The sequence below is a fragment of the Arthrobacter sp. Ld5 genome, from assembly GCF_051172775.1.
Taxonomy (GTDB): domain Bacteria; phylum Actinomycetota; class Actinomycetes; order Actinomycetales; family Micrococcaceae; genus Arthrobacter_D.
Genome location: NZ_JBPKBO010000013.1, coordinates 19815 through 34908, shown reverse-complemented (window position 1 = coordinate 34908; position 15094 = coordinate 19815). Strand labels below are relative to the sequence as shown.

Here is a 15094-nt window from a genome sequence, read left to right as displayed (position 1 = left end):
CCTGGGGGAGGCGCTGGCCGCGGCGGGGGTGGGTGCGACCCGCTCGGCCCTGTCGATCGATCCGCCGACGGCGTACGGTGCGGTGCCGACGACCGGGTACGCGAATGATCCGGTGAACACCGCGACCGGGAACTTCATCGAACCCGAAACCGATCTCGGCTTCGCGGGCCTGGCATCGAATTTGGTGCTGTCGCGGATGTACAACTCGCTGGGCTCGGCCCTGGAGGGGCCGGGGGTGTTCGGCCCGGGCTGGGCGTCCATCCTCGACCAGCAGCTGGCCCTGTCGGACGAGGGCGCCCGGTGGGTCCTGGCCGACGGCCGCGCCGTGGACTTCCCGCGGACCGGGGACGCCTGGGGACGGGCGGTGGGGGAGAACTACTGGCTGACCCGCGAACCCGCCACCGGCTTCTCCGACCTGGACTCCCTTGCCGAGGGCACGCACGCGTCCTCCGAGCTGCTGGTCGTCCGGGACAATCAGGGCGGCTGGTGGGCGTTCAGTCCCGCCGGTCTCTGGCTGGGGGCCGGGTCGGCCCCCGGCCGGACTATGTCCGTCCATCGGGAAGCACCGGCCGACCCTGTCGACTCCGATGCCGACGTCTCCACTAACGGAGTGCCCGACGGCGGCAGCCTGCCTGACGACGGCGTATCGGATCCTGGTGTGTCCGCGGGTGCCGCTTCTGGTGCGCCGCTGATTAACCGGCTCTCGCATGGGCTGGGCCGGTTCCTGGACATCGAGTACGTGGACGGGCGTGTGGCGGTGGTGCGGTCCTCGGACGGGCGCCGGGTGGAGTACGGGTACGACGGGACTGGCCGGCTGGTCGGCGTGACAGGGGAGACCGGCACCCGAACCTACCGGTGGAACGAGGCCGGTCTGATCGACGCCGTGTTCTCCGCTGCCGGGGTCGTGGAGGCGGAGAACACGTACGACGAGCAGGGCCGGGTCATCCTGCAGCTCACCCAGCACGGGCGGCGGGTCCGGTTCGCGTATCTGCCGGGCCGGGTCACCGTGGTCTCGGATGAGGACGGGTCACGGTCGAATTCGTGGGTCGCGGATGCGAAGGGACGCCTCGTCGGTGTCCTGGACTCCGAGGACCGACGCCAGTCGATGGCCTACGACAAGCACGGGAACCTGGTCTCCCTGACCGAGCGCGACGGCGCGGTCACCGTCCACGCCTACGACGAGCGGGGCCGGCGGACCCGCACGGTGACCCCGGAGGGCGCGGACCTCACCTACGGGTGGGACGAGCACGACCGGATCACCACCCTGGTCACCGCCACCGGGTCCGTCGTCACCTACGAGTACCCCGACAGCAGCACTGACGGCAGCACCAACGGCAGTACAGAGGGCAGTACCGACAGCAGTACTGGTGGGATTCCCCGGGACCCGTGCGTGGTGCACGACCCGTTGGGCGGCCGCACCGAACTCCTCTGGGAGGACGGACTCCTGGTCCGGGTCACGGACCCGGTCGGCGTCACAGTCGGATTCGAGTACGACGGGTACGGGGACCTGATCGCCACCCGCAATCAGGTAGGGGACACCGCCCGGATTATTCGGGACCGGGCGGGTCGTCCGGTGACGGCGGTCAGCCCCTCCGGTGCGGAGACCCGGTTCACCTACGACGCCTCCGGTCTGCTGGTCCGCCGGGTCGACCCGGACGGGGCAACGTGGGTGTTCGAGCACGACCCGGCCGGCCGGATGATCGCGTCCATCGCCCCCGACGGCGGCCGGACGGAGCTGGAGTACGGGCCGACGGGGGACCTGATCCGCACCACTGACCCCCTCGGACGGACCATTTCGCGGGTGGTGGATGAGCTCGGGAACGTCACCGCGGCCATCCTGCCCGACGGGGCTTCCTGGGAGTTCAGTCACGACGCACTGTCCCGTCTGGTCGGCATCACCGACCCCGCCGGCCACGACTGGGTCCGCGAGTACGACAAGCTCGGTGCCCTGACCGCGGTCGTGGACCCGACCGGGGTCCGCACCGACACCACCACCGACCGGACGACCGGAACGGCGACCATCACGGACGCCTTCGCGTCCGCGACCTACACGTTCGATCAGTACGGGCGCCCCACGAAGACCCAGACCGCGGACGGGTCCGCGGAGCTGACCACCTATGACGCGGCCGGGAACCCTGTGGAGTTCCTCGATGGGGAGTGCGGGCTGACCGTCCTGGGCCGGGACGTGGCGGGGAAGATCACCTCCATCACCTCACCTCTGGGGGTCGTGACCCGGTACGAGTACGACGCGTGCGGGCGCCCCTGGCGGACCACCGACCCGACCGGTGCTGTCACCGAACTCGGCTACGACGCCGACCAGCGGGTGGCGTCCCGCACCCTGCCCACGGGTGAGGTCGAGACCTTCACCTACGACCCGTGCGGGCGCCTGACCCTCCGCCGGACCCCGGGCGAGGGAGTGTCCCGGTACGGGTACGACGCCTGCGGGCGCCTGACGTTCTCGCAGGACACCTGGTACGGGACCCGCCGCTTCACCTACAACACTGCCGGGGAACTGACTTCCACCGTCAACGGGGTGGGCGGGCGGACCCGGTTCGAGTACGACACCCGGGGACGCCTCATCAAGGTCACGGATCCGTTGGGCGGGGTCACCACCCGCACCTACACCCCGACCGACCAGGTCGATTCGGTGACGGATCCGCTGGGTCGGGTCACGACTGCGACCTATGACCCGGCCGGTAGGCAGCTGTCCCAGACCGACCCCGACGGGCACACCACCACCTGGACTTACGACGCCGCCGGCCAGGAGAAAACCACATCGGTCGACGGACGACTGATCGCCTCCGTCGACCGGGATGTCATGACGCGGCGGATCGTCATCACCGACCACACCGGCACCGCCGGCGCCGGTCAGGGTGCTGACGGGCTGGTGGTGGAGCATGAACTCGGCTTCAACCGGCGCGGGCAGCTGACCTCCCGCACCCGGGGAGGCCAGGGGTTGTCGTGGGCGTACGACGCCGACGGCAACCGCACCAGCTTCACCGACGCCCAGGGCACGACCACCACCTACACCCGAGACGCCGCCGGGCGGATCAGCGCCGTGAGTAATCCGTACCTCGGGGAGGCGGTGTTCGCCTACGACCCGTCCGGGCGCCTCACCGGTGTCACCGCCGGGGACCTCGTCCAGGCCTGGACCTACCGGGGCGGGAACCTCACCGAGCACACCCGGACCGATCGTTCGGCTCGTGCGGCCGGCACGGATGTGACGCTGATCGGCCGGGACGACGACGGTCGCATCACGGCCCTGACCCGCGCCGGAGCCATCACCCGGTACGGGTATGACACTGCCGGGCAGATGATCTCCGCCGCCACCACCTCGATGAGAGGCTCGGACGTACCGGCATCGATGTCGGAGGCGGTGCCGGAGGCAGCGCTCTCGGAGTGGGAGTACGACGCCGGGGGCCGCCTGATCCGCGAGAGCACCCCGACAGGGTCGCGCATGTTCGCCTACGACGCCGCGGGTCAACTCCTGACCATCACCGGCCCGGACGGGTCGAGGGTGGAGTTCGTCCACGACGGCCTCGGCCGGCGCATCAGGCTCATCGGCGCGGACGGGTCCTGGACCGAATACGCCTGGGGCCCCACCGGACACCTCACAGGTACGTGTGAGCGGACCCCCGACGGGGCGGAAATCTCGCGGCACGGGCTGTGGGTCGACGCCCTCGGCGAACTCGCCGGCATCGACGGCACCCGCCTCTGGTGGGACACCGCCAACCCCATCCCAACCCTCACCAACATCACCCCATTGAGCGACAACACCGCGGACGCGGGAACCGCCGGCATCGGACGTAGCGGTGGCGGGCAGGTCTTGTCCCTGCCCGGTGGTGTCACCGGGATCGGGGACGTCTGGACGGCGCCGGGATGGCGCGCCGCGCGCCCCACCGACGAGACCGACCCCTGGGCCGTCCTCGGCACCCCCACCATCTCCGATCCCCCTCTCGGTGCGGCCCCCCATGGTATGGGTGGTGCTGCCGGACTCGGTGCCGGGCTGACAGGTGGACTGCCGACGGGTGTCTCCCTGACCGGTCACGGCGGTGTGGACATCGCGGGCCTGGAATGGCTCTGGGCTCGCGCTTACGACCCGGGGACCCGGGGGTTCCTGTCGACGGACCCGCTGGCCCCCGTTCTCGGCGCGGGTTGGGACGGCAACCCCTACGCGTACGCCGGCAACAACCCGCTCAACACCACCGACCCCACCGGGCTCCGACCCCTCACCGACGACGACCTCAAGGCCTATGACGGCTCCACCCGCGGAGCCATGGCCGCCTTGGGAGACAAGGTCGGGGACTTCGTGAACGAGCATGCGACTGTCATCGGCATTGTGGCAATCGTTGCAGGGGTGGCCCTGATGTGCACGGGTGTCGGCGGGCCTGTCGGTGCTGCCATACTTTCGGGTGCACTGATCTCGGCTGGATCCTCGGTCATTTCGCAGAAAGAAGCGAACGGAAGCGTCGATTTGAAGGACGTTGGGAAAGATGCCCTTGTCGGTGCCGTCGGCGGCGCCGTCGGTGGAGCGTCGGCCGGGTTGCTGATGCGTGGAGCTAACGCTGCTCGTGCTGCCGTGACCGCAGGTACCACCTCGACGATCGTGCGTACCGCTGGTACCCAGTTGGGTAGCAGCGCCGTTCGAGGCTCCCTCGCCGCCGGCATGGGCGGTTCGGCAAGCAACATGACGGACTACGCCTTGGACGACGAGCAAGACCAGACCTTCGGCGGATATGTGGCGAATGCCGGTGTCGGATTCGTGACCGCTGCCGGCGGATCCGCCATCGTCGGTGGAGCGGGATCGTGGTCGAGATCCATTGTCTCCGATCGGTTGCCGGGGTTGACTTCTTCTGTCGGGCGGCACCGGTTGCTTCCCGATCACTATGCACCTGTTAATTGGGGGGGTGTTGCGACGGAGCAGGTGGTTGATCGGGTAGGTGGTGCTATCGTTTCGACGGCGAACACATACTTACAGCCTGGCGAAGCGTCAGATCAGAAAATCATCAACGGTGTGATTCAGGGGTTCGCAGTGGGGGCGTCCGGACCGACCAGTGCACGCCATTCGAGTGGGGATTAGTAGTAATGCCGAAAGAGAGCGGGCCCGCGAACGATGATTCATCGAAACAACGGGGCAGTTCACCACGTAAGAACGCGCTCTGGGGGACAATTACTGTCCTGATTCTCGTGGTCGGGGGTTTCCTGCTGGGTATTCCGGTGTGGAACTCGATGGGTATCGAGACGCAGCGCTGTGAAGTGGTGTCAGCGGAGCCGATGACGAGTTCGGGTGGGTCGCGGGGATCGGCGTCGACGAAAGGGGTGCTGATCGAGACATCGTGCGGAAAGTTCGAGTTGTCCCAGGGCGTCACCCGCGACACCCAGGAAGAGATCGCGGCGTCGTTCGTTGTCGGCGCCGAGTATGACTTCGAAACCGGGTGGTTCTCGCGCGTGGTGATGATCGACCTGCTTGACGAGATCGGGTCCATAAGGGACTACCGACGGGTGGATTGATCGAGCCGTGCTCTCGGCCAGTGTCTGGCCGAGCTGCCATGTCGGGCCGCGTCAGGGCCAAGGAAGTGGAGTGGATCACCCACACACGTTCCGTTGGGACCGACTGATCTGCAGAAGCCTTTACTGGAAGGAACGTCCAATGCTGGCCGCTAAGACAAGAGTGAAGGTTCTCACGGTGACTGCCGTGTTCATGATGGGAATGACAATGGCCGCATGCGCTGAGAATGAGCCAGGCACGATGACGTCGGGGGTGGCTACCACGGAGCAGACGATCAGCGCCAGGGAAGGGCGGGACCGAGTGGTCGAACTCGTCATCGATACCACTCAGCAGCTCGACGCCACTGGGTGGTGGCCCCGCAACGGCGTAGCGTGGGCTCAGGAGTGCTCCAACGAACCTGGTAACGAGAGCGCCAGTTACAGTTACGACCGCTGGGCACCTCAGGGAACAGACCATATCGAGGACGCCAAACGTGTCGCCGAGTATTGGGAGTCCCTCGGCATGACCGTCCGCACTGTGAATGGGTCTACATCCCCGACCCTCTTTGCGGAGGGAGGTCCCGTCGCCCGGGCCGAATTCGATACGCATGCATCGGACAAGTCGTACAGTGTCGGCGCCACGGCCCCCTGCTCGCCCGGCGACGCGTTTGCTCTGAACGACGAGGACGAAGCAGAACGGAATCAAGGAAGAGTACTCCCCGGAGACGAAGGCCTCGTCATTCAAGAGGACCCCGCTGGATAGCTCCGAGATGCAACCCCAACAGAATTCGGTATCGAGCGTAACGTCGGCTGGGCAGTTCTCATCGGGATGCTGACCTCAGTAACTAGCTGAGCGCTGTCACTTCGTCCACTGGCGGTGAAGCCGCCGGGACGGCACTCTGGCCGAACACACTCGCACCATCCGCTCCACCCCCACGGATGGTGCGAGCAGCCCGGCCGGCACGAGCCGTGCAGCCAGCACGGACGTGACGCTCTGTGGGCTCGGCCTCATCGGCCGCATCACGGCCCTGACCCGAGCCGGTCAGGTCACCCGTACGGGTACGACGACGCCGGGCAGCTGGGGCTTCCTGTCAGCGCTGGAATCACAAGTTCAGCAACCCCGAACTTCGGAAACCTTCCCCCGAAACTGAAGGGTAAACCGGCATCGGACAGAATTGGGGCCTGGCGAACATCACCAGTTCCGAAGTCGCCGGAGCACGGTATGACAAGGTGATTTCCCTCGCCGGGGCCGGGGTGCTCCCGGACTGGGAACCCCAGCCGACTACGGAATACTCGAACCTGTACTACTACAATGTGCTCATCCATAGTCAGGGAGCTACCAACCCCTTCACGAACAAAGGAGTCGTGTGGGATGGGAACAACCCGATTCATCGCGATGAGTTCGACCAGAACTTCTACCGCGGACCCGACGACGACGAACTCGACGGTGCAATTAACAGCGTCGAAGAGGGAGAATCCTCATGGCTGACCACAGCCTCATCGCCACCGACAGCGAGGACAACTTGAAAGCGCTTAACAACATGCTGAGAATTGTTAGTCGATGAGGGCGCGTAGCGGGTTCATGACGTTGTTGCTGGTGGGTGTGATCGGGCTTGCCGGTTGTGCCGGGAACCCGAACGCGGATCCGGCCGCGCCACCTGCGCCAACGGCTGCTCAGACACAGGAGGAATCGATGGACGCTGACCTGACCTGGCAGGAAGCCAAAGCCCGCACCCAGGCCATGGAAGGGGAGATCGCTGCTCTGATCACGAAGGATGCTGTTCTCTCGATTGATCAACTGCAGACGGGCACGCTTCTGTCCTGCAACGAGACCCAGCACAGTTGGGCTGGTGCAACGACCGTCACGGTCACTGAAGGAACCGAGATAGAGCCCATCGTGAAAGCCATCGAAGCCCACTACCGCGCGAACGGAACCGAAGTATCCGTCGATAGGGATGTAGATGAAAACTATCGGATCCAGATCGACCCGCCTGCTCCAGGGGAGAGTCATCTCGTCTCCGAAGGACTCTCCCCGAACGAAATCCGTATCGCGTCAGGATCTGCGTGTTTCACCTTGCCCGAAGGCATCTATCCGGGCGGCGATTTCTAAGGGTGGTGGATGGGATGGATAAGGCTATTTTGCCCGAACGTCATAAGTGCCCCTCCATAGCGGTTATGCGGCTAGGTTTCCAGCCGGTACAGCTGTCCATGAAGGCCCTACGGTCATGAGTGCTGAAATTGTTTTGTTTACTGATGGCATGTCTCGCTTCGCTTGTATCTTGCGAGTGATGGGTTTAGCAGACTTGGCGCAGGAGTATGAGGAACTTGCGGGGAAGCTTCGAAAAGATCAGTCGCCAGAGACTGTAGGCGAGGCACGGGCTTGGGTTGCGAGCAGTTTCGGACGAGGCAGTGGCAGTCTTAGTGATCGATACGTTTATCGGGATGGAGTAGTCGATGAAGTCTTAAATGCTGAATACGAGACCCTCCTTCAAGAGCTTACTGACTTCGCGAATGTTGCCTAGGCGGCCCGGCGGAGCTCGCAGCCCTGAGGCGGATTGATTCCCGTCGCGGTCGAGCAGTTGCACCGGGCGCCGATTGGATGGAAAGCAACCACGGAGGGCTCTTTGACTGAGCGACTTACAACTGGGAGGCATTCTGACGGAAGATCTGACTAGCCGTGTGGGCGGCGCAGGTGTGGGTCTGATAAATACAGAATTGCAGCCGGGCGAAGCAAATGACGATAAGCGATGGAACGGAATCGTTCAGGGTTTTGCAAACGGTTCGGCCGGGCCCTCCAGCGGTCGTTGCGCCAGCGGTTGGTAATTGGGAAGGGGTGGCGTGATGGATGCGGGCAGTGATCTCAGTGGCGGGGAAGATAATCAAAAGCCCGCAAGAAAGAAACTGAAATGGTACTGGAAGGCGGTTGCTTTTCTGTTCTTTGGTCACACCTTTCTCTACATGGCGATGCCCGCTCTTAACTCGTTCGGGATTGAGAGCATCCGATGTGAGGTGAGTGCGGCGCGGCCCGATACAAGCTTTGGCGGTACTAGGGGCTCGGCCTCAACGGCCGGTGTCTTGGTCGAGACGACCGACTGCGGAAAAATTCATGTGTCCGAGGGGGTCAACTTTGATAATCAAGACGAAATTGCTGCGTCTTTCAGGGCCGGCAGCCAGTACGAATTCGATCTCGGCTGGTTCTCACGGGTGGTAACGAAGGACATCAGACAGGGGATCCCCTCGGCGCGGGACTATCGCTTGGTCGAGTAATTCGCCCACACGTGACTCCTCTAACTTGGTTCTAATTGGGCTCATCGTAATTGAGGGTGTAGTCGGGGTCTGAAGCCGCCGGATTCCAGGAGCGATCGGGCGATGTAGTGGGTGAGGTTCCGGAATCCAAGGGCGGAGCCGCGGAGGTGTTCAAGCCGGCCGTCGATGGCCTCGGTCGGGCCGTTGCTGGTGCCGGGGCGATCAAAGAACGCAAGGACATCAGTGGCCCGTTGTTTCAGGGTCCGGCCGAGCCGGCGGATCTCGGTCAAGGCTGAAGGGACACCGGCCGCGACGGAGTCTATGACGGCCTGCATCATCTCCTTGCCACGGGCCTTGTCCGGTTCTCGGTAGGCGGCGACGATCCGCTGATAGACGCCCCACGTCGCTTCCACCTCGACGTGCTCATCCGAGGCGAAGACAGCGTTCAGGCGTGTGTTCTGTTTGTCGGTGAGCAGGTCCGCTCCGGTGTGCAGGGTCCGCCGGGCCTGATAGAGCGGATCCCCGGCCCGGCCGCGATGCCCGGTGGTGGCCTGCTGGACGCGTTGCCGGCACCGGTCCAGGCCGTCGCCGGCAAGGCGGACGACGTGGAACGGGTCCATGACCGGGACCGCGTCCGGGAGCTCCTCGCTGGTCGCGGTCTCTTGAACCCGGTGAACCCATCCATCGCGACGACCTCGACGCCGTCCCGCCAGGCCTGCGGCCGGTCGGCGAGCCATTGCTTGAACACCTGCTTGGAGCGGCCCTCAACCATGTCCAGCAGCCGTGCCGGGCCCGTCTTGGCGCGGATCGGCGTCAGATCAATGATGACCGTCACGTACTTCTCGCCGCGCCGGGCATGCCGCCAGACGTGCTCATCCACGCCGATCGCGGTGACCCCATCGAACCGATGCGGGTCGTCGATCAATCGGCGCCTGCCCTCGGTCAGGACGGCGCTGTTCGCGGTATGCCAGGACCCTCCAAGGCCGGCAGCGACCCGGGACACGGTGAGGTGATCGACCACGACGGCCTCCAGCGCCCACCGCAGCCCGCGCCGGGAGATCTTCGCCCGACGCTCAGCGGCTGAGTCTGTGTCCTGCCGCCAGGTCCGACCGCACCCCGCGCACCGGTAGCGGCGTACCCGCAGCAGCAGGGTCGTGGGCCGGTGCCCGAACGGCTCATGCGCCAAGCGGCGCGTCACGGTGTCCCGCGGAGTGCCTTCGGTCCCGCATCCGCGGCACCACGGATCCGACTCAAGGACACGGCACTCGATCACCGCCCGCCCCGGGTCCAGATGCTGCCCGATGGCTATCAGGCCGAGCTCGTCGAGGCGGCAGAACGTCGTCAGATCAGGGCGAACGAAGGTAGCGTTGAACACGTCGAGGTCTTTCGGATGGCGAGCGTCAGAACTTCCATCATCGGAAGGCCTCGACCCCTATCCCGCCACCGACGCGCCCACCCCGACCACTCCGCCCGCACTCTCAATTACGAAGAGCCTCTAATTGCCATGATGGGCCCAGGCGTCGTCCGGAGAATCTGCTTGCCTCGAGCCTGAATATCCCGGGGTGTTCGGTCCGGGCCGGGGGGGCCATCTTGGACCAGCAGCTCATAGCCGGCTGGGTCTGCTGCACCGATTGGTGGCACTCTGACCTGGCCCATGGTTCGGTGTCCATCCCACGTCACTAGTTGGTGGTCCTAGTTGTAGCGTTGGCGTGTGATTACTTTTCCGGACGGCACCGTTGTTCCTGCTCTGGGGCAGGGGACGTGGAACCTGGGTGACTCTCCTGCCAGCCGGAACGCTGAGATCCGGGCGCTGCGCACAGGTATTGATCTGGGTCTGACCGTGATCGATACCGCCGAGATGTACGGTAACGGGCGCAGTGAGGACCTTGTCGGAGAGGCCATCAGGGGTAGGCGCGATGAGGTTTTCCTGGTGAGTAAGGTCCTACCCTCGAACGCCTCCTCGTCAGGGACGATCGAGGCTTGTCATGCAAGCCTGGATCGTCTGGGCACTGACTGCCTGGACTTGTACCTCCTGCATTGGCGGGGGAGATTCCCCTTCGAGGAGACCGTCGCGGCGTTCGAGTCCCTCATCGACGAGGGCTCGATCCGTGCGTGGGGTGTGAGTAACCTCGACACCGACGAGCTCCAGAGTTTGCCTGAAGGGTGCCAGACCGATCAGGTGCTGTACAACTTGACCCGTCGGGGTCCGGAGTTCGACCTGATGCCATGGTCCGCTTCGGCGAAGATGCCCGTGATGGCCTATTCGCCCGTGGAGCAGGGGCGACTGCTCGGCAACCCGGATCTGACACAGATCGCCCGTGAGCTTGGCGCGACGCCTGCGCAGGTTGCTCTGGCGTGGACGATGCGCACCAGCAGCGTGCTCGCGATCCCGAAGGCTTCGACCGCCGAGCATGTGCTCGAGAACGCCGCCGCCCGCGACCTTCACCTCAGCGACTCCGATCTCCAGCGCCTCGATCGCGCCTTCCCGCCACCGACACACCCCGAACCCCTTGAAATGCTTTGATACACGTTGCCTTCGGGGTCACCGCCAACCCGGCCGCTGGATGTTGTGAGCCATGACGTTCCCGCGCTCGCTGATCCGGTGAGCACCAGCTCTGCTAGCTGCAGTTCATCCCCCGGGACAGCCTCGAGGCTCGTACTGCGATCGCACAGGACCGAGGCTTCCTGACAGGGGGTGAAGGATGTCGTCATCCAAGGTCATTCGGTTACGGAATCGTAGAGACGTGGATGACGCCGCGACGCTCATGACGGTGCTGGGTCGTGGGAAGTACCCCTTATCAATACGTGCGCTGCCGTCAGGCTGGGACATGGTGCAGGCCGACGTGCCTTCGAGGAAGCAGATCGAAACGGCGATGTCGAATCTGGTCGGTTCCGGCCTTGTTGAAGTCGATTCATCCTGGGCGATACGGCTTACGGAGCAGGGCGGACGGCTCCGGCGGTCCGTGAAAGGTTCTGGGGGAATGCGGCTGATGCCAAGGGCAATCAGCGATCTGCTGGCAGAACGCGGATTGGACCGTGCCCCGCTGCGCCTGCCTGAGTCGGTCTTCGCCCCGGCGCGGGAGGACTACCCAGGCACTGCTCGACGCCGGGCTGAGCGCCAAGCACGACGTCGCTGGTGGTGGCCCGACCCGTATAGGCGCCCGCATCAGTGACGCTGCCGGGTGAGGATGGACGACGAGGCCCCGCTTCTTGCTGTGGCTCTCCGGGGACCGCTTCGCCCCGGGAGAGTGGGACGGCGTGAGTCGGCTCCTCTACTGGGCGGTCTTGCTCCTGTCGCCGACACGGCGGGTGATGAACAGCCATCCCAGGATCCATCCGCCGAGAGCAGTCACGATCCAGACAAGGAGGGTGGCGCCCACCCAGGCCATGAACCCACTGATCGTGAGCCCGCCACTGAACAGCGAGGCGACAAGCAGCGCAATCAGTGTCGTGACGAGTCCGATTCCTCCGAGGATGGGGGCCGCATGCTGCCGAGCCACGTTGAACACGAACGGTCCGAGCACTCCCTGGGCGAGGGCGAAGACGACCACTGCTACGACGAAACCGCTCGGCTGAAGCGCCACGCCCGGAACAATCCAGCCCGCGAGGAGCAGTCCAATAGCTGCCGTGGCGAGATTGATCAGAACGTGTATCAAGAACCGAATCATCCCGAAGTCCGATCGTGGTGGGCTTTTGTCCCAGACTCCCGTCTCCTGGCTGACTACGCGTCGCCCGCTTCGGGTGATCCGACCGAGCGGGGATCCCGCTGGAGAGCTCCGAGAGGCAACCACAACAGAACCCCGTCATCGCGCGCGGCCCAGCCCCATGATCACGTCCATGGTTCTGGACCTGCCGGCGCCGTGCGTCGCCTGACGCGGGTAGTCAGGCCTGCTGCGGCTTACGGAGCGACTCGCTGTCGGGGCCCGTCCCCATGGCCGTCGACGACGTGGTGCGGCGGGGCCAGGTCCAGGCGGAACGCAGGATGAAGGCCAGAAGCAGCACCTCGAGTCCTATCGAGATGCCGTAGAAGGCGGCCCACTCCCAGGTCGTCCCTGCCGCGTTGAACATCGAGTAGGGGATGAGGAGCGATGCGACCACGAGGTTCGTGGCGCGGCTCGCCCGCGCGGGTAGCGTCATGGAGAGCAGCACCATCGTTGCCGGGATCGACACGGTCACGAGGAAGACGGTCAGCAACGTCGAGCTGATGTCGAACCTCCAGATGAGGCCGTCCAGGATGCCGTCGATGACGCCGGGCTTGTAGAGGTTGAAAAGGTCGACGTAGATGTAGAGGAACATGAAGGTGGTCCAGGCTGCGGCGATCCTGGCCCGCACGGGCATGCGCAACTCCTCGAGTGAAGAACGGGACTGCGCGCCCTCGGGTGCGGTGTGGGACTGGGGTGTTCTCATCAGAAGCTCCGTCTGCCGTGGTCGGGTGGGTGTCTCCACCTTCACGGATCCCGACGTCGCGCACATCGGCCCGCGGGCCTGATCCATCCTGGCCATCGGCACAGCCGGGCTCTCGTCCTTTCGGCCGATGCCCCGATCGCGCGGGCTGCCTACACTGATCGGATGGCCGCCACCGCACTCCGCGCGCTGTGGGCCGAGCCCCGCCCCACGCAGGCCCCGAAGCCGGGGCCGCGGGACTGGGCCCTGGTCGCCGCACTGGTCTGCTGGTCGCTGGTGGAAGCGGTGCTTCGCCAGGATCTGGCGCCGCGCCCGCTGCTGCTCATCGCCGCGCTCGCGGTGCTCGGCCCCCTGCCGTGGCGACGCACGCACCCGTTCATCGCGGTTGCGGTCTCTTTCGGGACGCTGACCGTGATCGACATCGTGAGAACCGTCGTCGGGCCGCAAGGCGCCCTGCTCTCGAGCATCTCGGCGACCCTGATCCTGACCTACGCCCTGTTCCGGTGGGGCTCCGCTCGGGAAGCCGCGAGCGGCCTCGGCGTGATACTGCTCTGGCTGCCTGTCACCACGGTGGCTGAGGGGGCAGGCCTGTGGGAGACGGTCGCAGGGTACGCGTTCTTCCTGTTCGCCGCGACCCTCGGAGCCGCGGTCCGCTATCGCACGAGGGCCCGTGTCCGCGACATCGACCAGGCCAAGGCCCGCGAACGCGAACAGCTCGCGCGGGAGCTCCACGACACGGTGGCCCATCATGTGTCGGGTATCGCCATCCAGGCCCAGGCGGGTCGGGCCATCGCGGCCGCCCACCCCGAACGTGCCGCGGAAACCTTGGCCGTCATCGAGGATGCGGCGTCGCGGACCCTCACCGAGCTGCGCGCGATCGTCGGCGTGCTCCGTGCCTCGCAGGACACCGCGTTCGTGCCGCAGCCCGGCGTGGCCGAGGTGGAGCAGTTCGCCACCCACGACCCGACGAGCCCCTGTGTAGAAGTGACGATCTCCGGCGAGTTCGGCGACCTCAGCCCGGCGGTCGGATCAGCGGTATACCGCCTAGTCCAGGAGTCCATCACCAACGCCCGACGGCACGCGCGCCGCGCGACACGGATCATTGTCGCGGTCACAGGTGACGCCGACCGGGTGCGGGTGACCATCGACGACGACGGGTCCGCCGGCGCCGGCGGCCGCGTCGCGGCAGGTTTCGGTCTCGTGGGGATGCGGGAACGCGCATCACTACTCGGCGGCACCTTCCACGCGGGCCCCGCCGGGCAGGGCTGGCGGGTGGAGGCGGTCCTGCCCAGGACCGGGACGCCGCGATGAGCATCCGGGTCCTCATCGCCGATGACCAGCCCATCGTGCGCAGTGGGCTGACGATGCTGCTCGACGCCCAACCCGACATCGATGTGGTCGGCGCGGCCGCCGACGGGCGCGAGGCCGTCCGCCTTGCACTCCAGCTGCGCCCCGACGTCGGCCTGTTCGACATCCGGATGCCGCTGATGGACGGCATCGAGGCAACCCGCCGTCTCGCCGGCCCCGAGGTCACCGACCCCCTGCCGATCGTGGTCATCACCACCTTCGACCTCGACGAGTATGTGCATGGGGCGCTCAAGGCCGGCGCCCGCGGGTTCCTGCTCAAGGACGCCGGACCAGCCCTGCTGACCCAGGCCATTCACGCGGCCGCCGACGGCGACGCCTTGATCGCACCCCGCGTGACTGTCCGACTGCTCGCCGCGTTCGCCCAGGCACAGGCCTCACCACCGAGGCAGCCGATCGAACCACTCACCGCCCGCGAGGAGGAAGTCCTCGTGCCTGTAGCCCACGGCCGGACGAACAGCGAGATCGCCGACGAGCTCTCCATCTCCCCGAGTACCGTCAAGGCCCATCTCGCCAGCCTCATGCGAAAACTCGGTGCCCGAAACCGTGTCGAGGTGGCCATGTGGGCCTACGAGACCGGCCGCACGTGACG

12 protein-coding genes and 1 pseudogene are annotated in these 15094 nt (G+C 65.8%); 10 read left to right on the top strand and 3 right to left on the bottom strand.

Features of this window, described 5'->3' with window-relative positions:
* Positions 1-112 precede the first annotated feature (112 nt).
* From ACSGDB_RS04305 to ACSGDB_RS04275, 7 genes are all read left to right on the top strand, one after another.
* On the top strand, positions 113-5080 hold the full coding sequence (locus ACSGDB_RS04305; protein WP_434993128.1) for a DUF6531 domain-containing protein: 4968 nt from the start codon (positions 113-115) through the stop codon (positions 5078-5080).
* Positions 5081-5085: 5 nt separating this feature from the next.
* Positions 5086-5511, top strand: coding sequence for a hypothetical protein (locus tag ACSGDB_RS04300; RefSeq protein WP_434993126.1), 426 nt, complete (start codon positions 5086-5088; stop codon positions 5509-5511).
* Between the two features lie 139 nt (positions 5512-5650).
* Positions 5651-6250 (top strand): hypothetical protein, encoded by a 600-nt coding sequence (locus tag ACSGDB_RS04295; protein WP_434993124.1) that lies wholly within the window; start codon positions 5651-5653, stop codon positions 6248-6250.
* Between the two features lie 467 nt (positions 6251-6717).
* Positions 6718-7014, top strand: a complete 297-nt coding sequence (locus ACSGDB_RS04290) for a hypothetical protein (RefSeq protein WP_434993123.1) — start codon at positions 6718-6720, stop codon at positions 7012-7014.
* 166 nt (positions 7015-7180) lie between these two features.
* A complete protein-coding gene (locus ACSGDB_RS04285; RefSeq protein WP_434993121.1) occupies positions 7181-7597 on the top strand; it encodes a hypothetical protein in 417 nt (138 codons plus the stop codon).
* Between the two features lie 115 nt (positions 7598-7712).
* Positions 7713-8009: a hypothetical protein gene (locus ACSGDB_RS04280; protein WP_434993120.1), complete on the top strand. Its 297-nt coding sequence runs from the start codon at positions 7713-7715 to the stop codon at positions 8007-8009.
* A 316-nt stretch (positions 8010-8325) separates the two neighbouring features.
* On the top strand, positions 8326-8754 hold the full coding sequence (locus ACSGDB_RS04275; RefSeq protein WP_434993119.1) for a hypothetical protein: 429 nt from the start codon (positions 8326-8328) through the stop codon (positions 8752-8754).
* Positions 8755-8795: 41 nt separating this feature from the next.
* Here ACSGDB_RS04275 and ACSGDB_RS04270 read toward each other — a convergent pair.
* A pseudogene (locus ACSGDB_RS04270) lies at positions 8796-10108 on the bottom strand (ISL3 family transposase).
* A gap of 336 nt (positions 10109-10444) precedes the next feature.
* Between ACSGDB_RS04270 and ACSGDB_RS04265 the strand changes: the two are divergent.
* Positions 10445-11257 (top strand): aldo/keto reductase, encoded by an 813-nt coding sequence (locus tag ACSGDB_RS04265; protein ID WP_434993118.1) that lies wholly within the window; start codon positions 10445-10447, stop codon positions 11255-11257.
* 748 nt (positions 11258-12005) lie between these two features.
* Here the strand turns inward: ACSGDB_RS04265 and ACSGDB_RS04260 are convergent.
* Both ACSGDB_RS04260 and ACSGDB_RS04255 read right to left on the bottom strand, forming a co-directional pair.
* Positions 12006-12401 carry a phage holin family protein gene (locus ACSGDB_RS04260; protein WP_434993117.1) on the bottom strand — a complete coding sequence of 132 codons (396 nt, stop codon included), beginning with the start codon at positions 12399-12401 and terminating at the stop codon, positions 12006-12008.
* 214 nt (positions 12402-12615) lie between these two features.
* Positions 12616-13140, bottom strand: a complete 525-nt coding sequence (locus tag ACSGDB_RS04255; RefSeq protein ID WP_434993116.1) for a DUF6326 family protein — start codon at positions 13138-13140, stop codon at positions 12616-12618.
* A 162-nt stretch (positions 13141-13302) separates the two neighbouring features.
* Here ACSGDB_RS04255 and ACSGDB_RS04250 point away from each other — a divergent pair, with 162 nt between their 5' ends.
* A complete protein-coding gene (locus ACSGDB_RS04250) occupies positions 13303-14448 on the top strand; it encodes a sensor histidine kinase (protein ID WP_434993115.1) in 1146 nt (381 codons plus the stop codon).
* Positions 14445-15092 carry a response regulator gene (locus tag ACSGDB_RS04245; RefSeq protein WP_434993114.1) on the top strand — a complete coding sequence of 216 codons (648 nt, stop codon included), beginning with the start codon at positions 14445-14447 and terminating at the stop codon, positions 15090-15092. The genes ACSGDB_RS04250 and ACSGDB_RS04245 overlap by 4 nt, the downstream gene beginning before the upstream one ends.
* The last annotated feature ends 2 nt before the right edge of the window (positions 15093-15094 follow it).